Annotated in this window: 21 protein-coding genes and 1 pseudogene; 10 read left to right on the top strand and 12 right to left on the bottom strand. The window is 68.6% G+C overall.

Annotation, left to right across the window (positions count from 1 at the left end; all coding sequences use genetic code 11):
* Positions 1-76: 76 nt before the first annotated feature.
* Positions 77-709 (top strand): hypothetical protein, encoded by a 633-nt coding sequence (locus ACFSJG_RS17185; protein WP_378486433.1) that lies wholly within the window; start codon positions 77-79, stop codon positions 707-709.
* Here ACFSJG_RS17185 and ACFSJG_RS17180 read toward each other — a convergent pair.
* The 6 genes and pseudogenes from ACFSJG_RS17180 to ACFSJG_RS17155 all read right to left on the bottom strand — a co-directional run bounded on the left by ACFSJG_RS17180 (position 699) and on the right by ACFSJG_RS17155 (position 5017).
* On the bottom strand, positions 699-1169 hold the full coding sequence (locus tag ACFSJG_RS17180) for a MarR family winged helix-turn-helix transcriptional regulator (protein WP_378486432.1): 471 nt from the start codon (positions 1167-1169) through the stop codon (positions 699-701). The two genes, ACFSJG_RS17185 and ACFSJG_RS17180, sit on opposite strands and share 11 nt — an antisense overlap.
* On the bottom strand, positions 1166-1777 hold the full coding sequence (locus tag ACFSJG_RS17175) for a DJ-1/PfpI family protein (protein ID WP_378486431.1): 612 nt from the start codon (positions 1775-1777) through the stop codon (positions 1166-1168). The genes ACFSJG_RS17180 and ACFSJG_RS17175 overlap by 4 nt, the downstream gene beginning before the upstream one ends.
* 77 nt (positions 1778-1854) lie before the next feature.
* The gene (locus ACFSJG_RS17170) at positions 1855-3603 is read right to left on the bottom strand and encodes an HNH endonuclease signature motif containing protein (RefSeq protein WP_378486430.1); all 1749 of its coding nucleotides are present in this window, start codon (positions 3601-3603) and stop codon (positions 1855-1857) included.
* A gap of 306 nt (positions 3604-3909) precedes the next feature.
* On the bottom strand, positions 3910-4227 hold the full coding sequence (locus tag ACFSJG_RS17165; protein WP_378486429.1) for a hypothetical protein: 318 nt from the start codon (positions 4225-4227) through the stop codon (positions 3910-3912).
* A 32-nt stretch (positions 4228-4259) separates the two neighbouring features.
* A pseudogene (locus ACFSJG_RS17160) lies at positions 4260-4718 on the bottom strand (hypothetical protein); the annotation flags it as partial.
* Positions 4652-5017, bottom strand: a complete 366-nt coding sequence (locus ACFSJG_RS17155) for a hypothetical protein (protein ID WP_378486428.1) — start codon at positions 5015-5017, stop codon at positions 4652-4654. The pseudogene ACFSJG_RS17160 and the gene ACFSJG_RS17155, both read right to left, overlap by 67 nt.
* Positions 5018-5199: 182 nt before the next feature.
* On the opposite strand from ACFSJG_RS17155, the gene ACFSJG_RS17150 reads away from it, so the two are divergent.
* The gene (locus tag ACFSJG_RS17150; RefSeq protein ID WP_378486427.1) at positions 5200-5649 is read left to right on the top strand and encodes an ABC transporter permease; all 450 of its coding nucleotides are present in this window, start codon (positions 5200-5202) and stop codon (positions 5647-5649) included.
* A 403-nt stretch (positions 5650-6052) separates the two neighbouring features.
* Here ACFSJG_RS17150 and ACFSJG_RS17145 read toward each other — a convergent pair whose 3' ends face one another.
* From ACFSJG_RS17145 to ACFSJG_RS17135, 3 genes are all read right to left on the bottom strand, one after another.
* On the bottom strand, positions 6053-6403 hold the full coding sequence (locus ACFSJG_RS17145; RefSeq protein ID WP_378486426.1) for a hypothetical protein: 351 nt from the start codon (positions 6401-6403) through the stop codon (positions 6053-6055).
* A 665-nt stretch (positions 6404-7068) separates the two neighbouring features.
* Positions 7069-7500: an HIT family protein gene (locus tag ACFSJG_RS17140; RefSeq protein WP_378486425.1), complete on the bottom strand. Its 432-nt coding sequence runs from the start codon at positions 7498-7500 to the stop codon at positions 7069-7071.
* Positions 7501-7506: 6 nt separating this feature from the next.
* Complete coding sequence (locus tag ACFSJG_RS17135; RefSeq protein ID WP_378486424.1) at positions 7507-8181, bottom strand: TetR/AcrR family transcriptional regulator; 675 nt, start codon at positions 8179-8181, stop codon at positions 7507-7509.
* A gap of 153 nt (positions 8182-8334) precedes the next feature.
* On the opposite strand from ACFSJG_RS17135, the gene ACFSJG_RS17130 reads away from it, so the two are divergent.
* Complete coding sequence (locus ACFSJG_RS17130; RefSeq protein WP_378486423.1) at positions 8335-9558, top strand: globin domain-containing protein; 1224 nt, start codon at positions 8335-8337, stop codon at positions 9556-9558.
* Here ACFSJG_RS17130 and ACFSJG_RS17125 read toward each other — a convergent pair.
* Both ACFSJG_RS17125 and ACFSJG_RS17120 read right to left on the bottom strand, forming a co-directional pair.
* Positions 9516-10391: a Fic family protein gene (locus ACFSJG_RS17125; RefSeq protein ID WP_378486422.1), complete on the bottom strand. Its 876-nt coding sequence runs from the start codon at positions 10389-10391 to the stop codon at positions 9516-9518. The genes ACFSJG_RS17130 and ACFSJG_RS17125 overlap by 43 nt on opposite strands.
* Positions 10388-11785, bottom strand: a complete 1398-nt coding sequence (locus ACFSJG_RS17120; protein ID WP_378486421.1) for a putative nucleotidyltransferase substrate binding domain-containing protein — start codon at positions 11783-11785, stop codon at positions 10388-10390. The genes ACFSJG_RS17125 and ACFSJG_RS17120 overlap by 4 nt, the downstream gene beginning before the upstream one ends.
* 187 nt (positions 11786-11972) lie before the next feature.
* Between ACFSJG_RS17120 and ACFSJG_RS17115 the strand changes: the two genes are divergently transcribed.
* The 6 genes from ACFSJG_RS17115 (at position 11973) to ACFSJG_RS17090 (ending at position 19637) form a co-directional block, all read left to right on the top strand.
* Positions 11973-13490, top strand: coding sequence for an amino acid permease (locus ACFSJG_RS17115; RefSeq protein WP_378486420.1), 1518 nt, complete (start codon positions 11973-11975; stop codon positions 13488-13490).
* Between the two features lie 3 nt (positions 13491-13493).
* Positions 13494-14336 carry an urea amidolyase associated protein UAAP1 gene (locus ACFSJG_RS17110; protein ID WP_378486419.1) on the top strand — a complete coding sequence of 281 codons (843 nt, stop codon included), beginning with the start codon at positions 13494-13496 and terminating at the stop codon, positions 14334-14336.
* Entirely contained in the window at positions 14333-14989 is a 657-nt protein-coding gene (locus ACFSJG_RS17105; RefSeq protein ID WP_378486418.1) for an urea amidolyase associated protein UAAP2, read from the top strand. The genes ACFSJG_RS17110 and ACFSJG_RS17105 overlap by 4 nt, the downstream gene beginning before the upstream one ends.
* A gap of 26 nt (positions 14990-15015) precedes the next feature.
* Entirely contained in the window at positions 15016-16977 is a 1962-nt protein-coding gene (locus ACFSJG_RS17100) for a 5-oxoprolinase/urea amidolyase family protein (RefSeq protein ID WP_378486463.1), read from the top strand.
* Positions 16978-17148: 171 nt separating this feature from the next.
* A complete protein-coding gene (locus tag ACFSJG_RS17095; protein WP_378486417.1) occupies positions 17149-19092 on the top strand; it encodes an MFS transporter in 1944 nt (647 codons plus the stop codon).
* Entirely contained in the window at positions 19089-19637 is a 549-nt protein-coding gene (locus ACFSJG_RS17090; RefSeq protein ID WP_378486416.1) for a TetR/AcrR family transcriptional regulator, read from the top strand. The genes ACFSJG_RS17095 and ACFSJG_RS17090 overlap by 4 nt, the downstream gene beginning before the upstream one ends.
* A 3-nt stretch (positions 19638-19640) precedes the next feature.
* On the opposite strand, the gene ACFSJG_RS17085 is transcribed toward ACFSJG_RS17090, so the two are convergent.
* Positions 19641-21254: an FAD-dependent monooxygenase gene (locus tag ACFSJG_RS17085; protein ID WP_378486415.1), complete on the bottom strand. Its 1614-nt coding sequence runs from the start codon at positions 21252-21254 to the stop codon at positions 19641-19643.
* 77 nt (positions 21255-21331) lie between these two features.
* Between ACFSJG_RS17085 and ACFSJG_RS17080 the strand changes: the two genes are divergently transcribed.
* Positions 21332-22369, top strand: coding sequence for an Rv2578c family radical SAM protein (locus tag ACFSJG_RS17080; protein ID WP_378486414.1), 1038 nt, complete (start codon positions 21332-21334; stop codon positions 22367-22369).
* The last annotated feature ends 31 nt before the right edge of the window (positions 22370-22400 follow it).

Raw genomic sequence — 22400 nt, 5'->3', positions numbered from 1 at the left:
GGCGTGAAGGACCTGGCGTCCGGCGATGATCCGCAGGTGTCCGTGGACTCGGTGGTCGCCGAAGTGGGTGCCGCGCTTGCCGACCGGTGATGCCGGGGCAGTCGAACTGGACCTGATCCCGGCGCGCCTGATCGCTCCGCGCCTGCGCAGGCTGGCCTTCGGGGCGGTCGGCCTCGGCCTGGTGATCGGCCTCGTTGTCGGCCTGTTCACCGGACCCGGCATCGGATCGCTCGTCGCGGTGGTGATCGCGTTGCCGACCGCGTTGTCCGCGTTCCTCGCGTCGCGCCGCCGAATGTGGATGTCCGGCACGGTCGTTCACGCGCACAGCGGACTGCGCACGAAGTCGGTGGATCTCGCCGACGCCGTCAGCGCGGAACTGCTGGTACGCAGCGGGCGGGTGTCCCAGGTGGCGCTCAAGGTGGGTGACGGGAACCGTCAGGTCACCGTTCCGCTGGCGTTGTACACCGACGACGGCGGACGCGAACTCGAGGTGTTGCCCTTGCGGGCGCTCGCGGACGGGCTGGTGTCCGGGGAACTCGCGCCCGCGGTGGCGATGTCGTCCGCACTGATCGGCCAGTTGCGTTGCGAGGCGCGCGGAGCGGGCCTGGAGGAGCGGCCCCTCTACCGCGCTGTCCGGCTCGCGCGGGAGTCGAACCGGATCCCGCAGACGGTCCTCACGGACGACGAGGTCGTGCGGCTCACGGACTGAGTCGGTCGAGTGCGCTGTCGGCGAGCCGGTCGAGTGCTTCCGACAGTGCCCTGATTCCCACGAGTGTTCGGGCCAGCTCGTCGGCGCCGACCTCGGCGACGAGCCGGGCGGCGAATTCGGCGTGGGTCGGGTCGATTCCGTCCACCGCGGCCAGTCCTGCTGCGGTCGGGGCGACGAGCTTCGCGCGGCGATGCGCAGGGTTCGTCCGGTACTCCGCCAAGCCCTTGTCGACGAGTAGGTTTGCGACGCGTTGCACGCCTTGACGGGTGATGCCCATGTCCCGGGCGATGTCTGCGACGGACTGCGGCGTGTGCAGGACCGCGCCGAGGACCTGCCACCACGCCGCCGTCAGTCCGGCGGGTCGTGCCAGGTCCTCGGCCACGTCGAGGAACTGCCCGTTCAGGTGGAACGACGCGAGTGCGAGTCCGCTCAGAAGCCGCTGGTCGGGATTCTCGGTCACCGTTCTGCGAGCGCGTAGAAGCCGGCCGGATCGCGCAGCCCGTAGAGCGCGAACCAGGCGTCGAGGACGTCGGGTTCGTACAGGTCGAGCCGCTGGAAGATCTCCCGCGCGAAGTGGACGGGCGCGATACCGGTGGCCGTGATCAGGTCGCCGTCGGTGACGGCCGGTTCGTCGACGTACCGCGAACCGCCCGCATAGCCCAGGCCGTCGAGGAACTCGGCCGCGTTGCTGGTGTGCGCCCGGTCGTCGAGCAGGCCCGCGAGTGCGAGTCCGCCCGTCGCTCCGCAGATCGCCGCGACCGGCACGCCTGCAGCGAGGAACTCACGCGCCTTGTCCGCGAACGGCGTGAACCGGTCGGTGTTCCAGACGTTGTTGCCGGCGAGGATCAGCATCGCGCTGTGGCTCGGCTTCAGCCTGTCGAGTGTGGTGTCCGGCAGCATCCGCAGCCCGCCGGTCGTGGTCACCGGATCGAGCGTCGCGCCGACGGTGGCGACGGAGTATCGCCCGGGCTGTTTCTGCCACTCGGGATTGTTGACGTGGTCGATCGCGTACCCGATCTCCCAGTCCGCGAAGGTGTCGTACAGGGCCACGTGCACTGTCTCAGTCATGACAACATGCTGTCATATTTGACAGCATGTTGTCAATAGGGGAAGCCTCAGGTGGCGCCGTCAAGGATGTGCGCACGTCAGAACGGCGCCGGATCGGCTTCCGGTGTCCGCGTCCGGACCGTGGCCGGAACAGTGATGAGGACGTCCTGCTGCGGGATCACCACGCGGCGCAGGTCGAACGCGCGGCTCGGCACCGGTTGGTGAAGTTCGATCAGGAAGTACAGGTCGCTCGCGGCGTCCCGGCCCCGGTGTGGTCCGAAGTGTCGTTCGAGTGTGGCCGAGTCGGTCAGTGTGAGGCCCAGTGCGGCGGCGATCTCCTCGTCGGCGGAGGCAGCGCCGCCCGGTGTGGTGGTCACGGTGTCGCGGGCAGGGGTTGTCCATTCGAGACGACCCCCGCCGAGTTGCCGCACGGTCCAGAGACCTTCGGTCTTGAGACGGTGATGTCGACGGCACAGGCATGCGAGGTTCTGTTCGGTCGTGCGTCCGCCCGCTACGGGATCGTCGTGGTCGAAGGGAACGGTGTGGTCGAGGTCGCACGACCGTGCACGCACGACGCAGCCCGGAAATCGACAGTGTCCGTCGCGAGCCCGCACGACGTCGGCCAAGCGGGTCGAGGGGCGATAGGTGAGGTGTTCTCGGTGGTTCTTGGTGCGTGCTCGAATGGCTGTGGGTGTGACGCCCGCGGACTTCAGTGCACGACCGATCCCGAGTATCGGGCCGTGCGGCAGGTGTCGGGTCGATGCTCGGGCGGTGTCGCCGGCCGTGTCCGGCTCGACGATCTGGTCTGCGAGCGCGTCGACGATCGCAGTGCGATCGGTGTCGTTGAGTGTCAGCATCTTTCGCCACGTCGCGTCGGAGGCGATCTCGCGAGCGAGGTCGGCGTCGATGGCTCCGTGGCCGGCCAGGAATCCGGGGAGATCGTCCAGGCCGAGCAGGGTCGTCACGTTCACGCTGACGTGAACCGTCGCGGGTGGGAGCGGCGGTAGCGCGGCTGGGTTGGAGATGCCGCTGCTCGCCTCATGGTCGGTAGGTGGGGCGGTCTCGGGCTCGGCTGGGGACTGCTTCGTGCAGTCGGATCGGCCGCACAGGCATTCCAGTCGTGTGCCGCCTTCGGCGAGCGCGACGAGCGCATCGGCTCGGCGCTGTGCAAAGGTGCGCGGGTCGTGACCGCACGCGTCGAAACACATGGCGCGCAGTCGCATTGCCACGACCTGTCCGGCCGGACCGGGGAGGGTGCCCTCGACGGCGCAGGTTCCGTCGTCGTTCGCGCGGATCCGCACGTCTCGATCGTCCTCGGCGCGCCGCCTGCGCTCTGCCGCACCATCGGGATCGTGACGGGCGATCAATCGACGGGCCTTCGCTCGGAGGGTGGTGGTGTTCAGGTGCTCGGCGTCGTCGAGGAGGAGCTGTTCGATCAGGTCGACCTTGTTGGGGGACACGTTCGCGAGGGCGTCGGAGATCGCGAATGCCCGTGCCTGGTCGATGCCGCCCGCCGAGAAGACGATCGAGGTGCGGTGCAGTCGCCAGCGCAGGTCGAGGCCCAGTTCGATGAGTCGCTGCGCGCTGCGTTCGGTGAGGCGCAGGATGTGCCCGACCTCGGCGCCGACGAACTCGCCCTGAACTGCATCGTTGCGGCCGAGGCGCGCATCCTCCGCGCAGCGCGCGAGGTAGAGGGTGGTGACGGCGTCGGTTTCCGTGAACTGTGCGCGCGCGACGGCTGCGTGATGTTCGCGGAGAGCTCCGGTCCAGTCCGACTCGGGGAGTCGCGACAGCAGTCCGGAAGCGACCGCTCCCGGTGTCTCTGTCGAATCCCCCAACTCGAACATGTGTTCGATATTAGCAGGTCTACGTGCGCTTGTCGCCCTGAATCGGAGGGTTCCTGTGTGTTCTGTCAAGCCCAGAATCGTTCGAACATCGGCCCTGTGGTCTCGGTGCGGGTCGACGAGGGCAGCGTCGACCCGCACCGAGGTCTACCTGATCCTCACACTCTCGAGCCGCTTACCCGTCTCAGCTGGTCATATCTCTAATGCCAGGCGCGATCAGGCGCGAGTCCGGTTGGCAGTGTCGGTGACCCAGCGAGGACTTTCCCAATCGTCGCCCGGTGCCAGTGTTTGGGGCGGCCAGGAAGGTTCTCACCCAGCCTGACCAGTGGTCCCGTCACCTCCGCGCCGCCTTCCCTTACCAGGGTCGATGCGGAGACGACCGCCCTTGTACACCACCGTGTACGGCACATTGTCGTCGTTGTCCGGGTCGCCGGAGTCGGAAGGATCCGGCAGTTCCGCCATCTGCTCGACCACCATCTGCGCCCGTGCCGCACCGGGGTCAAACATTTCCTGAAACGGCCCGACGAACGATCCCCCGAGCCCGCGATGCTTCGCCCGAATCGCTGCCCATCCAAGTAACAGGAACGGGCCGAGTATCACGGTCAACAGCAACAAGTCCCCACCCATGTCCACTGAGCATACTGATGAGCCCCTCCGCTTCACTGGACTCGATAGACCGGGCCCTGGCCGCTCTTGGTTGGATGGCTGTGGTCTTGTAGCAGAAGAATCCTCACCTGGAACAGCGGAGTGGATCGGATGCGGGCCGCGAAAGTCCGCCTTGAAGAATCCCCTGGTGTGAGACATGTGCCAAGGCATGTCCCGGCAACCGGGTCGAATGCAGTTCGCCTAAGCCGATCGCAGAATTGGAACCGCCGACACTCGCGATGATCTCGGCACATGTTGCGCCACAACCGTTTCGCGACTTGCCGTTTGAGACACCGCATCGCCTCGCGTGAGGTCTTACCCTCGGCCATCTTCCGTTGGTGGTAGGCGTAGCCGTCGCTGCTCGGTGCCCTGGATTGGGTGACGGCGACGATGCGGATTGCGGAGTTCAGGGTGCGGTCCCCGGATCGGGACAAGCGGTGCCGCTGCCTGTCTGCGCTGGCCACCTCGATCGGTGCGGTGCCGCTGTAGTTCGCGAACGCGGCCTCGGTCGCGAACCGGGTCGGGTTCCCGGTTCGGCGAGGATCTTGGCCGCGGTCACGATCCCGACGCCAGGGATCTTCAGGAGCCGCGTGCCGCTGGCGGCGAGTTCGGTCTTGATGCGGGCGGTGATGTCCTCGATCTGGAACCTCGTCCTCCGTAGGTCACCGACGATGTCGAGGGCGACGTTCTTACGCATCGCATCGGCCTGCGTCTCGGGCAGGAATGCCTTGAGGCGGCTGGCAGCGTCTTCCGTATCGAACTCGCGTTCCATCCCACCCCGGGAACAGCTCACGCAGCAGGGCGTGGAGCTGGTTGACGAGCCGGCCGTTCTGTTCGCTACGACCCGTCGGTTCGAACCCGACGCCGCTCCGACACACAAATCGGAAGCGTTGACCGGCGCTGTTCGCAAGATTCGCGGGCTTCCAGTGCGATGTGACTGGCTAGGCTGCGAAGATGTCGAGAGCGGTGTGGTGGGCCTCGGTCGTGGCTGCATTGGCAATCACCTTGTGGGTCGGCAACTCGCCGATGGTTGACGTGTCGATGTCGTGCTCGAAGAGTGGCGAACTGTATCTCGATGATGGCCGCACCTCCTCCTTCCAGTGCGACGACTCGATCACGCGCGTTCTGGGGATATGGCCGCTGGTTGGTCTCGGTGTGTTGCTCACGACGCCGCCCCTGGTGGCGGCATTGGCGAAGCGACAGTGGGTTTCCTGGCTGGCAGTCGTCCTGCTCGTGGGGTTGTCGGTCGCGGGGATCGTGAACTGGGCTTCCTACTGGAGAGTGCTGCTCTTCGCTGTTCCCCTGGCGGCCTTCGGTTGGACGGCCATCGTCGTGCAGCAGGCCGGTCCCCGCCTCGAACGACAGCGGAGTGGATCGGATGCGGGCCCCGCCGGTCCGCTGTGACCTGGGTGGGTCACGCTACGACCCGTCGGTTCGAACGTGACGCCGAATGCAGGTCGGACTCTCAGGCTCCGTCCCAGGCTGCGCACATGCGTTGAGCCTGATCATGATTCGTACGACAGGCGGTCGCGAGCCTCCAGAACCGCATTGGCGTCTTCGGTAGAGAGCATCTCTCGGTGTTGGGCCAGACGGTGCTCTGTCGGGCTGTGTGGTCGACCGAGACGAACGGGGCGCGCGCGGCGACAGCCGTCAGTGCTTGGCCGTCTCCGGGATCAGAGGCCGAGCCCAGCCCCTCTCCCCGTCGTGGCGAGCCGTCGGCCCTTCACGACCGCCGTCAGCCACGTGACGGCAGCGGTGGCGGTCGCGGCGACCACGACGGCTCGCCACGACCAACCGCGACGCCGGGTCAATGCTCATCTCCCGGGCGGTCAGGTGATCCCGCCGTCGAACGCTCGCGCGCATCCAACCGCAGGGTCCATAAGGTGACCGCCATCAGGACGATGCCGAGGCCGGCGAGGGCGGTGCCCGTCCAGTCGACGACCCATGCGGTGGCTGCGACATCTGTGCCTTCCAACTCCGTTGTGCATCTCGCTGCAGGAATCGGCAGAGGAGCTCGGGTCGTCTCGTAGTCGACTCCGTAGTATCCAGGAGCGGGCGGTGGCGGGAACGGCATGTGGTCGTAGCACACCGTCTCGGGAGTGGATACGAGGAAGGCGAAGCCCCAGATCGCCAGTCCGGCCAGCACGCCCACGCTCACGCGGATCCATCGCATGCTGCCATTGAACCGCAGATACCGCGCGATGCGACTCCCCGACTTTCGGCGTCCGGTCGCGGGATCGGTCGCGTGGTCCGGGACGATCCTGGCAGTGCGCCTACGTAGGGTGCAGGTGGGAATCGTTCAACTCAACGTGACTGTGGTGCAGTATGTTTCGAATCCGCACTACTGCGGGTCGACCGACCTGTAGCGTCGCGCCGGGGCGGTGCCGTTTGTCGCATTCGTCGAGGGTCGAGGAGTGCCGCACCGCCGCCATCACCTGAGGGGGTCACATGTCACCACGTTCGGGGCGTCGCCTGTTGGCGTCTGTCGCGGTTGCTGCTGCGCTGGTCGGAGGGGTCGGCGCCGGTGCAGGCACCGCAGCCGCGCAGGATCCGTCCGCATCGTCCGACCTCGAGCCGGGCTGGTCCTCCAGCGATATCGGGGGAATCGCATTTCGTGCCGTGTTCTTCCCGATCTACTCCTTGATGGCATTCGTGGAGTCCGGGGACAGTTCGTCGGAGTACCCGACCTGTCGCTGGCTCAGTCCGACCTGTGGAACCTGGGGCGGTCAGGGCTAGCCGTTGTCCCGCTCGGCGCGGTCTCATCAGCGGCCGCGCCGAGCAGCATGCCGACCGAATCGAGTGCGACAACTGGACGACCCCGTGTCATCCGTCGGTGGCGCTCGACTCCAACGCACGGCTGATCGTCCGGGCGACGCCGGCGGCCTCGGCATCGTCCGCATACGTCGTTCGAGGCCAGAAGAATCCGCGCAGACCGTCGCCCTTCGTACGGGGAACGACGTGTACGTGCAGGTGCGGCACCGACTGTGAGACGACGTTGTTCATCGCGACGAACGACCCCTGCGCTCCGAGCGCCTCGACGACGGCGGTCGAGATGCGCTGCGCGACGCCGAACAGTGGTGTCAGCTGATTCTGGGGGAGGTCGCCGAGGGTCTCCACGTGCATCCGGGGGACCAGCAGCACATGACCGTGGAACACGGGACGGCGGTCGAGGAAGGCGACGGTCGCGTCGTCCTCCCACACCCGGTGCGCGGACGCCGCCCCGGAGATCACGTCGCAGAACACACATCCGGCCATTCGAGGTCAGTTTCCCGAACGTAGTTCGGACACGAGCATGGCAGCCGGATCGCGGAGCGCGGCGACGTCCACCCAGCCGAGGACGCGCAGTCCCGCGTCGGCGACCGTCGTGGGATCCACCGCGTCGAGTCCGCCGTCGCTCTCGGCGTCGCTGCGTTCGTTGATGACCGTCTCCACCACCCGGAACGGCAGCCCGGTGCGGGCGGGGTCGTCCTCGCCCAGATCGGCCAGGACCAGGTTCGCCAGTTCGGCGTAGCGGGCGCGCAGTCGCTGCCGCTCGAGCCGGAACGGGGTGAAGCGCTCGGTGCGGAGTTCGGGCAGCAGGTACAGCGCACCGAGGTTCCAGCGGCCGGACACCAACTGTGCCGCGTCGATGGTGAGCAGGGCGTACAACCGGACCGCGGCCGGTTCCGGCCGTCCGATCAACTCGTCGCCAACGGCGAGTGCGCCCGTCACGGTGCCCTGGAGGAGTGCGGCGAGGATGTCGTCCTTGGTGGCGAAGTGGTGGTACAGCGACGCCTGCCGCACTCCGACGGCATCCGCGATCTGGCGTGTCGAGGTCGACGAGAACCCCTTCGTCGTGAACAGCTCGGCGGCGGCGTCCAGGATCTCGGCTGCCGCGGTCGGTCCGGGTCTGCGCTGCTTGGTCAGCCGGGGGCGACCCGGGCCAGTGTTGGTCACGTCACCATCCTGCCAGTCCCGCCACACGATGCAGACCGTCGAGTACGCTCCTGGCCGTAGCCATGCCTCCACGAGGCGAGTGCCGCGGACAGGGGCGGCGCGACGACGTTGTAGTGCAGTACGTGGAAAGCTCCGAAAGGCCTGACCTTCGCCGTGTCCGACATCGTGGCCAGTTCCGTCGACGCACCGGATTCCACTCCCTCGGCCTCGATCCTGTCCGCGGCGTCGCGTCCGATCATCGAGGCGACGCTGCCGGTGGTGGGGGAGCACCTCGGCGACATCAGCCGGATCTTCTACCGGCAACTCTTCGACAATCTCCCGTCGCTCGAGTCGGACCTCTTCAATCGCACGAACCAGGCGAACGGTGAACAACAGAAGGCCCTCGCGGGTGCCGTCGCGGCTTTCGCCACGTTGCTCGTCACGGAGGACGCCCCGCCGGTCGACGAGGTGATGTCGAGGATCGCGGCCAAACACGCGTCGCTCGGAATCCTGCAGGTCCACTACGACCTCGTGCACACCGCGTTGTTCGCCGCGATCGTCGACGTGCTCGGCGACGCGGTCACCCCCGAGGTCGCCGCCGCCTGGGACGAGGTCTACTGGCTGATGGCGAATTCGCTGATGGCGCAGGAAGCCGTGCTGTACGAGGCGGCGGGTGTTTCCGCCGGTCACGTCTGGCAGCCGATGACGGTGCTGGGCAAGCGGGAGGTCGCCCCGGGGGTGTGGACCTTCACGTTCGGTGACACTCAGCCGGGCGCGATGATGAACTGTGTTCCCGGGCAGTATGTCTCGGTATCCGTCGTGTTTCCGGACGACACCCGACAGATTCGCCAGTACACCGTCGTGTGGGGAGAGTGGCAGGACACGTGGGAGATCACCGTCGAGGCGGTACGAGGTGGTCTGGTGTCCAACAGGCTGATCGACGACGTCGGGGTCGGCGATCCTCTGGTGGTGTCCATCCCGGTCGGGGACCCGTACCCGATCCGCGAGGGCAACCCGGTGGTGCTCGGCTCGTCCGGTATCGGTTCGGCGGTGAGTGTCGGCCTGCTGCAGCGGCTGGTGTCGCACGGCGACATCCGGCCGGTCCGTGTGATTCACGTCGACCGGCGCCCGGAACTGTTCGCACATGGCGACAAGCTCGACGAACTGCTGTCGGTGTACCGGGGGCCGTCGTCGTTCCACACCGAGTACGCCGATGACATCGAGCACGCCGTCTCCCGGTTGCGCGACGGGAAGTGGGACCGCGCCGCCGACGTGTACCTCTGCGGTTCACCGAACTTCATGCGCAAGATGCGCCGGGTTGCCGTGCGGGAAGGGGTGGCGCCGACGAACATCCACTACGAGGTGTTCGCGCCGGACTCCTGGCTCGGCTTCGACTGAGCGGGGCGCAGCGCCCGCGCCAGCAGGGGAATCAGCGGTCGCGGGCTCGGTGCCCCCACCCTGCGGAACGGTGCCGAATCCCGGGACGCCGCCACCCAATCGGTCCGTTCGATGCCCGACAGGTCGAGGCGGAACCCGGTCGCCGCGCACAACTGGTGCAGCAGCAGTGTGCCGGTGCGGCCGTTGCCCTCCCGGAACGGATGGGCATGGTTGTACGTGACATACACCGCCGACAGCCCGTACGCGAGCCGGCCGCGGTCCGCGCGAGGCCAGTCCACCGTGGCGATCGCGATCTCCACCTCGCGCAGATACCGGTCGATCGTCGCGACCGACGCGAAATCGTCGCCGTTCTTGCTCAGTTCCACGATCCGATGCTGGCCTGCCCAGCCGAAGACGTCGCCGAAGACCTGCCGGTGCACGTTCCGAATGTGGTCGGCGTCGATGCGGCGGATCGGAGGCGGGCCGGCGAGGTGCACGCCGAGCAGGCGCGCGGCCGTCGCCGCGAATTCGACGTCGCGCAACTGATCGGCATCGCGGAGGTCGAAACGGTTGCGCAACACCGACGTTCCGCGGACCAGGTACGGGCGGGGGCGGACCCACCAGCGGCTGCGCGTCCACACCTCGCGAGTCGTCACTCGGGCAAGCGTGTTCCGGATGTGGGCGTCCGGGGTGAGTTCGCCGCCGGCCAGCGACAGCAGGGCCTCGACGTCGGTGCGCTCGGGCGTCCAGCCCTCCAGTCGTTCCGCCGCCACGACCTGGTCCACCGCGTGCACGACGGTCGCCGCCTGCGCCTCGAACAGATCGGGCCAGCGCTCGGAGGCACGTTCGGTCATGCCGGTGGTCCCGCGTAGGCCAGGGTTCGCTGCACCCCGGCGATCTCGCGCACGGCATTCGAGAGCAGACTGCGCTGCAGCGGGCCGAGGAGTTCCGGATCCACCACGTCGGTCGGCGCCTGCCCTCGTTCGATCTGCTCGCACTGGTGGCGCAGTCGGATCTGGGTGAGGACGTCGAACGTCTCGCCCAGGACCCGGCCGTCGTCGTCCGACAGGAGGCCGTGTTCGACCGCGACCCGCAACCTGGTCGGAGTCGATTCGGAGGCGAGACCGGCTGCCGTCCCCGCCCAGCGGGCGATGTTCACGACCGGGCTCAGCCCGTGCACCTTCACGTCCACCGGTTCCGGACGTCGTGTGACGATGCGGCGGCGCGCGGGAATCCGCGCCTTCTCCTCGACCGCTTCCTTGAGCAGCAGTCGCAGCACTTCGGGCCGCGACCGCAGCATCTCGGCGGTGGGCCCCGCCAGGTCCAGTGCCGGGTCGCCGTGTGCGATCCTGCTGTCCACCAGCATCCCGAGCATGACGAGCGCCTGATCGGCGAAGGGGTCGGCCAGCCACCCCTCGATCGCGGAGTGCCACTGGTCGGGAGAACGCGCGAACCGCGGCCGATCGGCGACGGCGCCCTTGTCGTCGGCGCGCAGCCCGCACCGGTCGAGCAGTGCGTGGACCGCTGCGGCGTGTTCCCGCGCAGCCGCCACGGTCTCGTCGCCGGACCACGCACTGTCGACGTCGGAGCTGGGTACCGCCTCGCGGCGAGCGATGCTTCCGAGTCCGAACCAAGCTGTGGGGGAGCGTGATTCGTCCCCGGCGAGTTCGACGGCGCGTCGCACCGCGGCTTCGACGACGACCGAGAGGACGGCGCTGACGTCCAGGGCCGCGACCCGTGCCCGCCACAGACCCACCGTGAGGGCGGGTATCCGCGAGCAGGCGGCGACCAGGGTCTCGGGGTCCTCGGCGCGGGCGATCTCCCCGCGCAGTAGGAAGCCGCCCCGGGTGGCGTTGGCGAGCAGATCGGTGTCCTCGACGACGCCGAGCGGTTCGCCGGTCTCCGACACCACCGGCAACCGGCGAACCCCATGGGTCAGCATCACGAGCAGGGCATCGGCGCCCAAGGTCGTCGCCGGGGTTGTCAGTGCGGGCGCCGTCATCACCTGCGCCACCGTGACGTCCCCGCCGTGGCCGGCGCCCAGCACCCGCCTGCGGAGGTCGCCCTCGGTGAGGATGCCCAGTCGACCGGCATCCAGGCACACCAGGACGTAGCGGGCGCGGCCGGAGGTCATCAGGCGCGCGGCCTCGGCGACGGTGGCGTCCGGACCGCAGGTCGGAGGGGTGCCGCGGAGCAGCTCGGCCACCGGTCGCATCGCGGCGTCGCGGACGACGAGCGGTTCGTTCATGCGTTCATCCTGGCAGCACACGGTTGTCCGCGACGGTGTGAGAGATCGGCAATGGCCCCGTAACGCACGAAATCGAACTGCAACGCACTGTCTACATGCGGAAACGTGGGAGTCATCGTCAGAAAACGGCCGACGTCAAAACTGTCGACTGACAGGAATTAGCCCGCCGCACCTCGCAGGAGCGCACATGACGACGGTCGCATCCAAGACCGGCGACGACGGAGATCTCGCCGAGTTCGGGTACGAGCAGCAGCTGCATCGTTCCCTCGGCAAGTTCGCATCCTTCGCCGCCGGTTTCTCGTTCGTCTCCATTCTCACCACCATCTTCCAGCTGTTCGGCCTCGGCTTCGGATTCGCCGGGCCCGCCTTCTTCTGGACCTGGCCGGTCGTCTTCGTCGGTCAGTTCATGGTCGCCCTCTGCTTCGCGGAACTGGCGGCGCGCTACCCGATCTCCGGCGCGATCTACCAGTGGTCGCGCCGCATGGCCGGCGAGGTGATCGGCTGGTTCGCCGGCTGGTTCATGATCCTCGCGCAGATCGTCACCGCGTCCGCCGCCGCGATCGCACTGCAGGTCGTGCTTCCCAACGTGTGGAGCGGATTCCAGGTCATCGGTGACGATCCCGCGCTCACCTCCTCGTCCGGCGCCGCCAACGCGGTGCTCCTCGGTTCGGTGTTGCTGGTGATCACCACCACGATCAACTGCGTTGGCGTCAACTGGATGTCGCGGATCAACAACATCGGCGTCACTTGCGAGATCGTCGGCGTCATCGCGGTCATCGGCATGTTCCTCACCCATGCCGAGCGTGGCCCCCAGGTCGTCTTCGACACCGGGGTCCAGGGCACCCAGCCCGGATACATCTGGGCCTGGATCGTCTCCGGTCTCATGGCCGCGTATGTCATGGTCGGGTTCGGTTCCGCCGGTGAACTCGCCGAGGAGACGCGCAACCCCCGCCGCGTGGCCCCCCGCACCATCCGGCTCGCGCTGTCGGTGTCCGCACTCGGCGGCGGTCTGATGATCGTCGGCGCGCTGATGGCAGCGCCGAGCCTCACCGACGGACGCCTCGCCACCGAGGGCCTGCCCTACGTGCTGAACTCGATCCTGTCATCCCCGTGGGGCACCCTGCTGCTGATCGACGTCGCGATCGCCGTGACCGTGTGCACCCTCGCGATCCAGACCGCCGCGTCGCGACTGATGTTCTCGATGGCCCGCGACGGCCGACTGCCCGCCTCGTCGGTGTTGTCGAAGGTCAACAGCCGCACCGGAACCCCGATCGCGCCGTCCGTGCTCATCGGCGTGCTGTGCATCGCGGTCCTGGGTGTCAACGTCGGCAACTCCGCGATCTTCACGACCCTGTCCAGCGTCTGCATCATCCTGATCTACCTCGCCTACCTGCTCGTCACCGTGCCGCTGCTGGTGCGACGGCTCAAGGGCTGGCCGCACGGTGGACCGCAGTTCGACGCCGAGGGCAAGCCGCTGTTCACCCTGGGAATCTGGGGCGTGCCGGTGAACATCGCCGCCGTCGTCTACGGCTCGCTCATGGTCGTGAACCTGGCATGGCCGCGCGCCGAGATCTTCAACCCCACAGGTGAATACCCAGTTCTGCAGTGGGCGGGCCCGCTGTCCATCGCGGCCGTCGTCCTCGTCGGAGTCCTCTGCTACCCGCGCGGCAAGGCCGTGCCCAACCCCGTCACGATCGGAGCCTGAACCGTGTCCGCCAGCACCGCCACCACGACAGCCGCCCGAGAGCACGCCCGTTCGCAGGCCGGGTCGATCACCGACTCGATGCCGGTCCTGCCCGCCTCGTCGTGGCCGACGCCGCCCGAAGGTATCGACGCCACCCGCCTCACCTGGGCAGAGACCGTCCCCGGCGGCCGGTACACCAGCAAGGTGCTCGCCCGTGGCACCCGGATCCGGCTCCGCGACATCGACGGCCGAGCGTGCGCGAACATCCTGCTGTACCGCGCCGACGCCCTGCACGAGCGGCTCAACGTCGCCGACACCGTGAAGGTCCCGTGGCAGGCGTACCTCGGTGTGGGGCACCCTCTCCTCTCGGACCAGGGTCGGGTGCTCGCGACGGTCGTCGCCGACACCTCCGGTCGGCACGACACCTTCTGCGGGACCACGCACCTCGCAGGCAACACGGCGAAGTACGGCGCGGGCACGGTCCACTCGGACTCGCCTGCGGGACGTGAGCTGTTCACCCTCGCGGCCGCCAAGCACGACCTGGCGCCGCGGGACCTACCGCCTTCGATCTCGTTCTTCCACGGTGTGCGCGTCGAGGACGGCGGGACCCTGGTGCCGACTGGCAACGCCGGACCGGACACCGCCGTCGAACTGCTCGTGCACCTGCCGGTCGTCGTGCTGATCGCCAACACCGCGCATCCGCTCGACCAGGCGGAGGACTACCCGACCACCTCCCTCGAGGTGCTCGCCTGGGAGGCCACCGAGGACCTCGACAGCCTGCCGAACGACGATCCCGAGTACCGCCGCGCCGTACTCAACACCGAAGACTGCTGGACCGCTGCGCGGTTCGGGAAGGACGCACGATGACCGCCACCCTCGCTGCCGAGTCCCTGACACTCGTTCCCGGCACCGTCGTCCTCGACGAGATTGCCGGCGCCCGCGGACCCTGGTCCGCCGTCGTCCGTGCCGGCGACGTGCTCACCATCGTCGACCTGCACGGCAACCAGGCCGTCGACACGCTGATCTACTCGGCCGCCGACCACGCCGTCCGCTACGACGCCGCCGCGACCGTCTCCGCTCAGGGCGGCCTGTTCCTCACCACCGGATCGGTGCTCCGCGCCAACGACGGCTCGGCGCTGATGACGATCGTCGGCGACGAGGTCGGCAACCACGACACCGTCGGCGGCGCCTGCTCCCAGGAGTCGAACACCCTGCGGTACGGCCACCACACCAGGCACCAGCACGCCTGCGTCGAGAACTTCCTCATCGAGGGCGCTCGGTGGGGCCTCGGCAAGCGGGACATGGTGTCCAACATCAACTTCTTCATGAACGTTCCCGTTGATGCCGACGGCACCCTCGGGATCGTCGACGGGCTGTCCGCGCCCGGCAAGCGACTCGCGCTCCGCGCCGAGGTCGACGCCCTCGTGCTGGTGTCGAACTGCCCGCAGATCAACAACCCCTGCAACGGCTTCGATCCCACCGAGGTCCGCATGATCGTCACCCGCGAGGAGCAGTCGTGAGCACGGTTCTGGTCGACCGACCCGGAATGCTGGCCACCGTCCAGGACTGGCCGGGCAGGGTCGGGTACTGGCAGATCGGTGTGCCGCCTTCGGGCCCCATGGACGACCTGTCGTTCCGGCTCGGCAACGTCGCCGTCGGAAATCCGGAGGGCGCGCCGGGGCTGGAGTTCGCGATGTCCGGTCCCGCCCTCCGTTTCGCCGCCGACACCGTGGTCTGCGTGACGGGTGCGCCGGTGCCCGTTCGGGTCGACGGCGCCGCCGTGCCGATGTGGCAGCCGGTCACGGTGCAGGCCGGCGGACTCCTCGACGTCGGCACCGTCAGCGGTCCCGGGCTGCGGATCTACCTGCTGGTTCAGGGCGGCATCGACGTCCCCGACTACATGGGCAGCGGAGCCACCTTCACTCTCGGGAGGTTCGGCGGTCACGAAGGTCGCGTGCTGCAGGCGGGTGACGTGCTGACGGTTGGTGACGCGGCCGTGAACCACGATGCCGCACAATCGGTTCCGGGGGAACACGTGCCGGTGTTCGCCTCGCGGTGGGAGATCGCCGTCACCGAGGGTCCGCACGGTGCGCCCGAGTTCTTCACCCGCGCCGACATCGACACCCTCTACGCCACCGACTACGAGGTGCACTTCAACTCGGATCGCACCGGCGTCCGGCTCGTCGGCCCCAAACCGGACTGGGCCCGCACGGACGGCGGGGAGGCGGGACTGCACCCCTCGAACATCCACGACAACGCGTACTCGGTCGGCGCGCTCGACTTCACCGGCGACACCCCGATCCTGCTCGGACCCGACGGCCCGAGCCTCGGCGGATTCGTCTGCCCGGTCACCGTCGTCGCCGCCGAGCGGTGGAAGCTCGGACAGCTCAGCCCTGGCGACACGGTCCGTTTCGTGCCCGTGAAAGGTGCGCACGCCGCGTCCTCCCGGGCCCTCGGCGTCGACCGACGCGCGGGACTGCCGGCGGTGTTCTCTGCGGGCGGCGACGGCGACGACGGCGTCATCGCCCGCCGGGACGGTGCGACGTCGGTGACCTACCGCCGCTCGGGCGACGACAACGTGCTCGTCGAATACGGTGACCTGACATTGGATCTCGCGCTGCGCGCCCGGGTGCACGCCCTGCATCAGCGGCTGGAGGAGGAACGTCCGGCCGGCCTGCTCGACCTGACGCCCGGTATCCGGTCGTTGCAGGTCCGCGTCGATCCCGACGTGCTGCCCGTCCCGAAGCTGATGGGCCTGCTCGGTGCGGTGGAGGACCGGATCCCGGAGTCGTCGCAACTGGTGGTGCCCAGCCGCGAGGTTCGGATGCCACTCGCCTGGGACGACCCGTCGACGCGGGAGGCGATCAAGCGGTACATGCACGGTGTCCGGTCCGATGCGCCGTGGTGCCCGTGGAACATCGAGTTCATCCGCCGCATGAACGGGCTCGGCACCGTCGCCGACGTATTCGACACGGTCTTCGACGCCCAGTACCTCGTGCTCGGACTCGGCGACGTGTACCTCGGTGCGCCGGTCGCGACACCGCTGGATCCGCGGCACCGGCTGGTGACCACGAAGTACAACCCGGCCCGGACGTGGACCCCGGAGAACGCCGTCGGGATCGGTGGCGCGTACCTGTGCATCTACGGCATGGAGGGCCCCGGCGGCTACCAGTTCGTCGGCCGCACCACCCAGGTGTGGAACCACCGCTATCCGGAGAACGCGGCCGCCTTCGAGGACGGCACGCCCTGGCTGCTGCGGTTCTTCGACCGGATCTCCTGGTACCCGGTCGAGCCCGACGAGCTGCTCGAGCTGCGCGCGGACACCGCGGCCGGGGGATCGGGCGGCGTGCAGATCACCGAGGGCAGCTTCTCGCTCGCCGACCACGAACGCTTCATCGCCGACAACGCCGACTCGATCGCTGCGTTCCGGGCGACGCAGGCGGAGGCGTTCGCCGCCGAACGCGAGGCGTGGGCCGCGGCCGGAGAGTTCGCGAAGGAGGCCGCCTGACGACGGCAGCTTGCGACGAGGGGTGAATGTGTGTTCACCTAGAAGGGGTGAACAGCTGTTCACCCCTTCTGTCGTCGCACGCAGTCGTGCAGTTCGGAGGTCGGTCGTTTGTCGGCTCACGCGAAAACGGCGACGCGCTCGTCGTCCCGCATCCTCACCGTGGTGCTCTGCATGTCGGGCATCGTCGTCGCGCTTCAGCAGACGCTCGTCATCCCGCTACTCAGCCATTTCCCGAGCATCCTCGACGTCGACTACCCGACCGCATCGTGGCTGGTGACGATCACCCTGCTCACGGCGGCCGTCGCCACCCCGATCGTGTCGCGCCTTGCCGACATGTTCGGCAAACGGCGCATGATGCTCGTCTCCCTCGGGACGATGGTGGCCGGATCGCTGCTCGCCGCGCTTGGCGGCACGTTCGTCCTGGTTCTCGCCGGCCGCGGCCTCCAGGGGCTCGCATCCGCGCTCGTGCCGGTCGGTATCGGGGTCCTGCGTGACGAACTCCCGAAGTCAAAGGTCGCGGGCGCGACCGCGATGATGAGCGCGACTCTCGGGATCGGATCCGCGCTCGGACTTCCGCTGTCGGGACTGGTCTTCGAGCATCTGGGCTGGGAGGCGATCTTCTGGCTCTCCGCCGCCGCAGGCGTGGCGCTGTTCCTCGCGGTTCTCGCCGTCGTCCCGGAATCGCCGGTACGCACACCGGGCCGCTTCGACTTCGGCGGCGCGCTCCTGCTGTCCACGGCCCTCGGTTCGCTGCTCCTGGGTATCTCGAAGGGCGGCACCTGGGGGTGGGCCAGTGAGCGGACGCTGATCGCGCTCGCCGTCTCCGCGGTCGCCTTCGTGATCTGGTTCCCGTTCGAACTCCGGGTCAACCAGCCGATGGTCGACCTGCGGACGTCGGCACGCCGGCCCGTTCTGCTCACGAACATCTCCGCATTGCTCGTCGGAATCTCGATGTACGCCAACATGATGTCGACCACGCAGCAGTTGGAGATGTCCGTCGGTACCGGCTACGGGCACGGCCTCACCGTGCTCACCGCCGGACTGTGCATGGTGCCCGCCGGACTCATGATGGTGGTGTTCGCGCCCATTGCCGGGCGTCTCATCGGCGTGATCGGAGCGAAGCACACACTGCTGATCGGAACCGCGGTGATGGCCGTCGCCTACTGCACCCGGATCTTCCTCACCGGCTCGATCGTGCTCATCGTGCTCGGCGCGATGTTCGTCACCGCCGGAACCGCCATCGCCTACGCGACCATGCCGATGCTGATCATGGGGTCGGTTCCCATCACCGAGACAGCGTCCGCCAACGGGCTCAACGCGCTCCTGCGATCCGTCGGGACGTCGGTGTCGAGCGCGATCATCTCCGCGGTGCTGACCACCGTCACGATGGACGTCGCAGGCGTGGAGCTGCCGTCGCTCGTCGCGTTCCAGATCATCTTCACGCTGGCCGCGCTCGCTGCCGTGGTGGCGACCGCTGTCGCACTGTTCATTCCGGGCGCGGAGTCGTCGGAGAGAGTGGCCTCGACAACCGCCGAGACCCGAGACGACGAGGCTCCCGCCGAACTGGTGATCAGCGGCACGGTTCGCAGTGGCGCCGGCCGCCCGATCCGGCAGGCGGTCGTGACGGTCCTGAGCACCGGTGGCGAACCCGTCGACTGGAGCCGCGCCGACAACGACGGTGAGTTCTCCGTGGTGCTTCCGGCGCCCGGGCCCTACCTGGTGGTCACGAGCGCGGACGGCTGGGCTCCCGCGTCGAACGTGATGGATCTCGGTGGTGTGTCGGACAGGCCCGTTGTCGTACTCGCCCAACGCCTGCGGCTCGGTGGCGTGGTGACCGTCGCCGGACGGCCGTGCGGGGGAGCCGTCGTCAGCCTCGTGAAGGTCACGGGCGAACACGTCGCCAGCACCCGGACCGACGCCGACGGCAGCTACGAGCTGGCGCAGCCTCCGACCGGCCGTTACGTTGTCACGGTGCTCGGACCGGATCGACGAACCTGCGCCAGACATGTCGCCGTGCTCACCCGCACGGCGGAGGTGAACCTCGACCTCGCCGAGGCGGCCGTCGGGACGCACCCCGCAGGTTCCGACGATCTACGGCCCGTGGGGGTCGGGTGACGGCCCCGTCGACCCGCGAGACCGTCATCGCGGCGGCGCGCGAACTCTTCTCCCGCCGGGGGTACACCGCGACAACGATCAAGGACGTCGCCGCGGCTGCCGGGTGTTCTCCCGCGCTCGTCATGAAACTCACCGGGAGCAAGGCGGAGCTGTTCGCCGCGGCCGATCCGTCGGCGGCTGCGGTGCTGGAGGAGCACCTCGTCGAGGAGGAACCGATCGGACGCCAGCTCGCGCGTCGCCTGGTCGATCGCCGTGATAACGACGAGGCGGAACCGTGGGCGATGGCACCCATCCTCATCCGCGAATCGGCGGACCCCGCGGCGGCGCGGGACGAGACCCGGCAGCGATACCTGGACGCCATCGCCGACCGCATAGGCGACACCTCCGAGGATCGGGTCAGGACACAGCTGGTGATCGCGCAACTGCTCGGACTGGGGGCAGCGATGCGTCACTTCGAGCTCCTCGGCCAGGACGTGCTCGACCGCGAATCCCTGATCCGCCGCTACGGTTCGGTGATCCAGTCGATCGTCGACGGCGAGGTGTGAGGGTCAGGCGAGAGTCCGGGACAGGTGCTTCGCGATCGCCTCGAAGGTGATCGGGTCGAGAACCGCGCCGAGGTACCCGTCCGGGCGGACGACATGGCCGGACCCGGGGCGGGTGTCGTAGACGCCGGCGAACTCGCCCGCTCCGTCGAGGAACACGATTCCCGACGCGTCCGCGTCGGCAGCCGCTGTGATCACGTAGCAGCGGACCAGGTCTCCGTACCGCTCGCCGACGCGACGCGCGAGCAGTTCCTGCCGCATCGCCTCGTCGGCCGTGGAAGCCCACAGGAACAGGGTGTGTGCGGTGTGCCGCAACAGGTCGTGCGCGCGGACCGGCACGGGCGAGCATGCCTGGACGAGTCCCCGCGCATCGGGGGCCCGTCCGGCGGCGCCCTCGGTGATCGGGCTGTCCGGGTAGGCGATCAGCAGCTGTGCCTCGCGGAGGGCGACGACCGAGAGATCCGGCTCGTCTGCCCCGATACCCTCCCTGGCGTTGCGGACGGTGCGCCCCACCACCTCCTCGCCGACCGGGTGCCGTTCGAGGTGGTAGGTGTCGAGCAACCCGTCGGCGGCCCGGCCCCGCACCGCCAGTGCCAGCTTCCAGGCGAGGTTGCAGGCGTCCTGGATGCCGGTGTTCATGCCCTGGGCGCCGGTGGGCGGATGGATGTGCGCGGCGTCGCCCGCGAGGAACACCCGCCCGCGGGAGTAGCGGTCGACGAGGCGATGACTGATGCGGAACACCGACGACCAACGCATGTTCGACGCCGTCGTCGGCTCCGGGGCCATGCGGTCGAGCACGGCCTGGACGTGGTGGAGTTCGGGGGCGCGGCCGCCCTCGAGGCCGTGCGCCACCTCGCCCTCGGCGGGCCGGGTGGCGAGCTCGTCCGGCACCAGCATCGAGATGCGGTACCGCTTGTGTCCCGGGCTGGAGTGCGGCAGGGGGATGGCGACCAGGATGTCGTCGATCGTGCCGTCGGTCCGGTGCATCGCCCGGAGTCCGTAGCCTCCCGGCAGATTCCAGTCCACCTCGACGTCGGCGAGCATGTACTCCTCGGGGAACGCGTCGCCCTCGAAGGCAGCCCCGATCGTCTTCCGTACCAGCGAGTGCGCGCCGTCGCACCCGGCCAGGTAGCGGGCCGACACCGTCGACCGCCCGTGGGGTCCGTCGAGGGTCGCCGTCACGGAGTCGTCGCGGTCGTCGAACCCGGTGACCTCGACGCCACGGGTGACAGCGCCGCCGTGCGCCGCCAGTGCCTCCGAGAGGATGCGTTCCGTCGCGTACTGCGGGAGGCCGATCGCCCGGTAGGGGACGGCGTCCGGGAGAACGAACTCCAGGGTCTGCGGCGGGCCCTCACCGAGGCGGATCTGCTGTCCACGCATGGTGATCGACGCGTCGATCACGTCGCGGACGACGCCCATCGAGTCGAAGACCTCGAGGGTGCGCGGCGAGACACCGATCGCCTTGGCGTACGGCGCGCGCTCCGTCCGGCGGTCGACGACGAGGACCTCGACGCCGTTGCGCCGCAGTTGGACCGCGAGCGCGAGGCCGACCGGCCCTGCGCCGACGATCAGGACGTCCGTCGTGGTGTGCGGGACCTTCGGATCAACTGCCGACGTCATGGAGAAAGTGTGGCACCGGACGCGCATGCGCGCGCGGGGACTTGACAGCTGGTCGAACTGGTGTTCGACTGTTCCGCATGCGGTGGCAGGGTCAGACACTCGATGCCGTGCAGTCGGAACTCGACGACGGCGCCCTTCCGGGCCTGGCGCGGGCCGGGCTCGTCCGAAGCGTACAGACCCCGGACTTCGAGGGCATCACGTTCCACGAAGTGCTGTGCAAGTCCGCGCTGAACAAGGTTCCGCCGGAGTCGGCGCTCCCGTTCCGCTTCACCGTCAACACTTTTCGCGGTTGCACACACGCGTGCCGGTACTGCTTCGCGCGGCCGACCCACGAGTACCTCGACCTGGACGCGGGCACGGATTTCGACACCCAGGTCGTCGTGAAGACCAACGTCGCCGCGGTGCTGCGCCGAGAACTCGCGAAGCGGTCCTGGAAGCGGGAGACGGTCGCGCTCGGCACCAACACCGACCCCTACCAGCGGGCCGAAGGCCGATACCGGCTGATGCCCGGGATCATCACCGCGCTCGCGGAATCGGGTACGCCCTTCTCGATCCTCACCAAGGGCACCCTGTTGCGGCGCGACCTGCCCCTCCTCGCCCTGGCGTCCCGGCAGGTACCGGTGTCGCTCTCGGTGTCCCTCGCGATCGGCGACACGGAACTGCAGCAGGCGATCGAACCAGGCACCCCGACACCGCGAGCCCGCCTCGACCTGATTCGCGCGATCGCGGACGCCGGCTTCGACTGCCACGTCATGGTCGCGCCCGTCATCCCGTACCTCACCGACTCCACGACGCACCTCGACGCCCTGTTCGCCGCGATCTCGGAGGCCGGTGCCAGTGGGGTGACCGTCTTTCCCATGCACCTTCGCGGCAGCACCCGTGGCTGGTTCCTGAACTGGCTCGCCGAACACCACCCGGCCCTGATCCGGCGGTATCGGCAGCTCTACGGTCGCGGCGCCTACGTGACGCCGGAGTACAAGGCGTGGCTGCGGGGCCGTGTGTCGCCCCTCGTCGAAACGTACGGGCTCGGAGTCGATCCCTCACGAGCGGAACCGGTGGCGCCGCCGCGGGAGCTCGTCGGCGCGGGCGCTGCGCCCGCGCTGACGCTGTTCTGATCGCGCTGCGGGAGTAGATTCCGCACCAGCG

It is taken from the genome of Rhodococcus gannanensis, from assembly GCF_042681175.1.
In the GTDB taxonomy this organism is placed as follows: Bacteria; Actinomycetota; Actinomycetes; order Mycobacteriales; family Mycobacteriaceae; genus Rhodococcus_G; species Rhodococcus_G gannanensis.
Note: the sequence above shows the minus strand (reverse complement) of the source record. Positions and strands in the feature narration are given on the sequence as shown.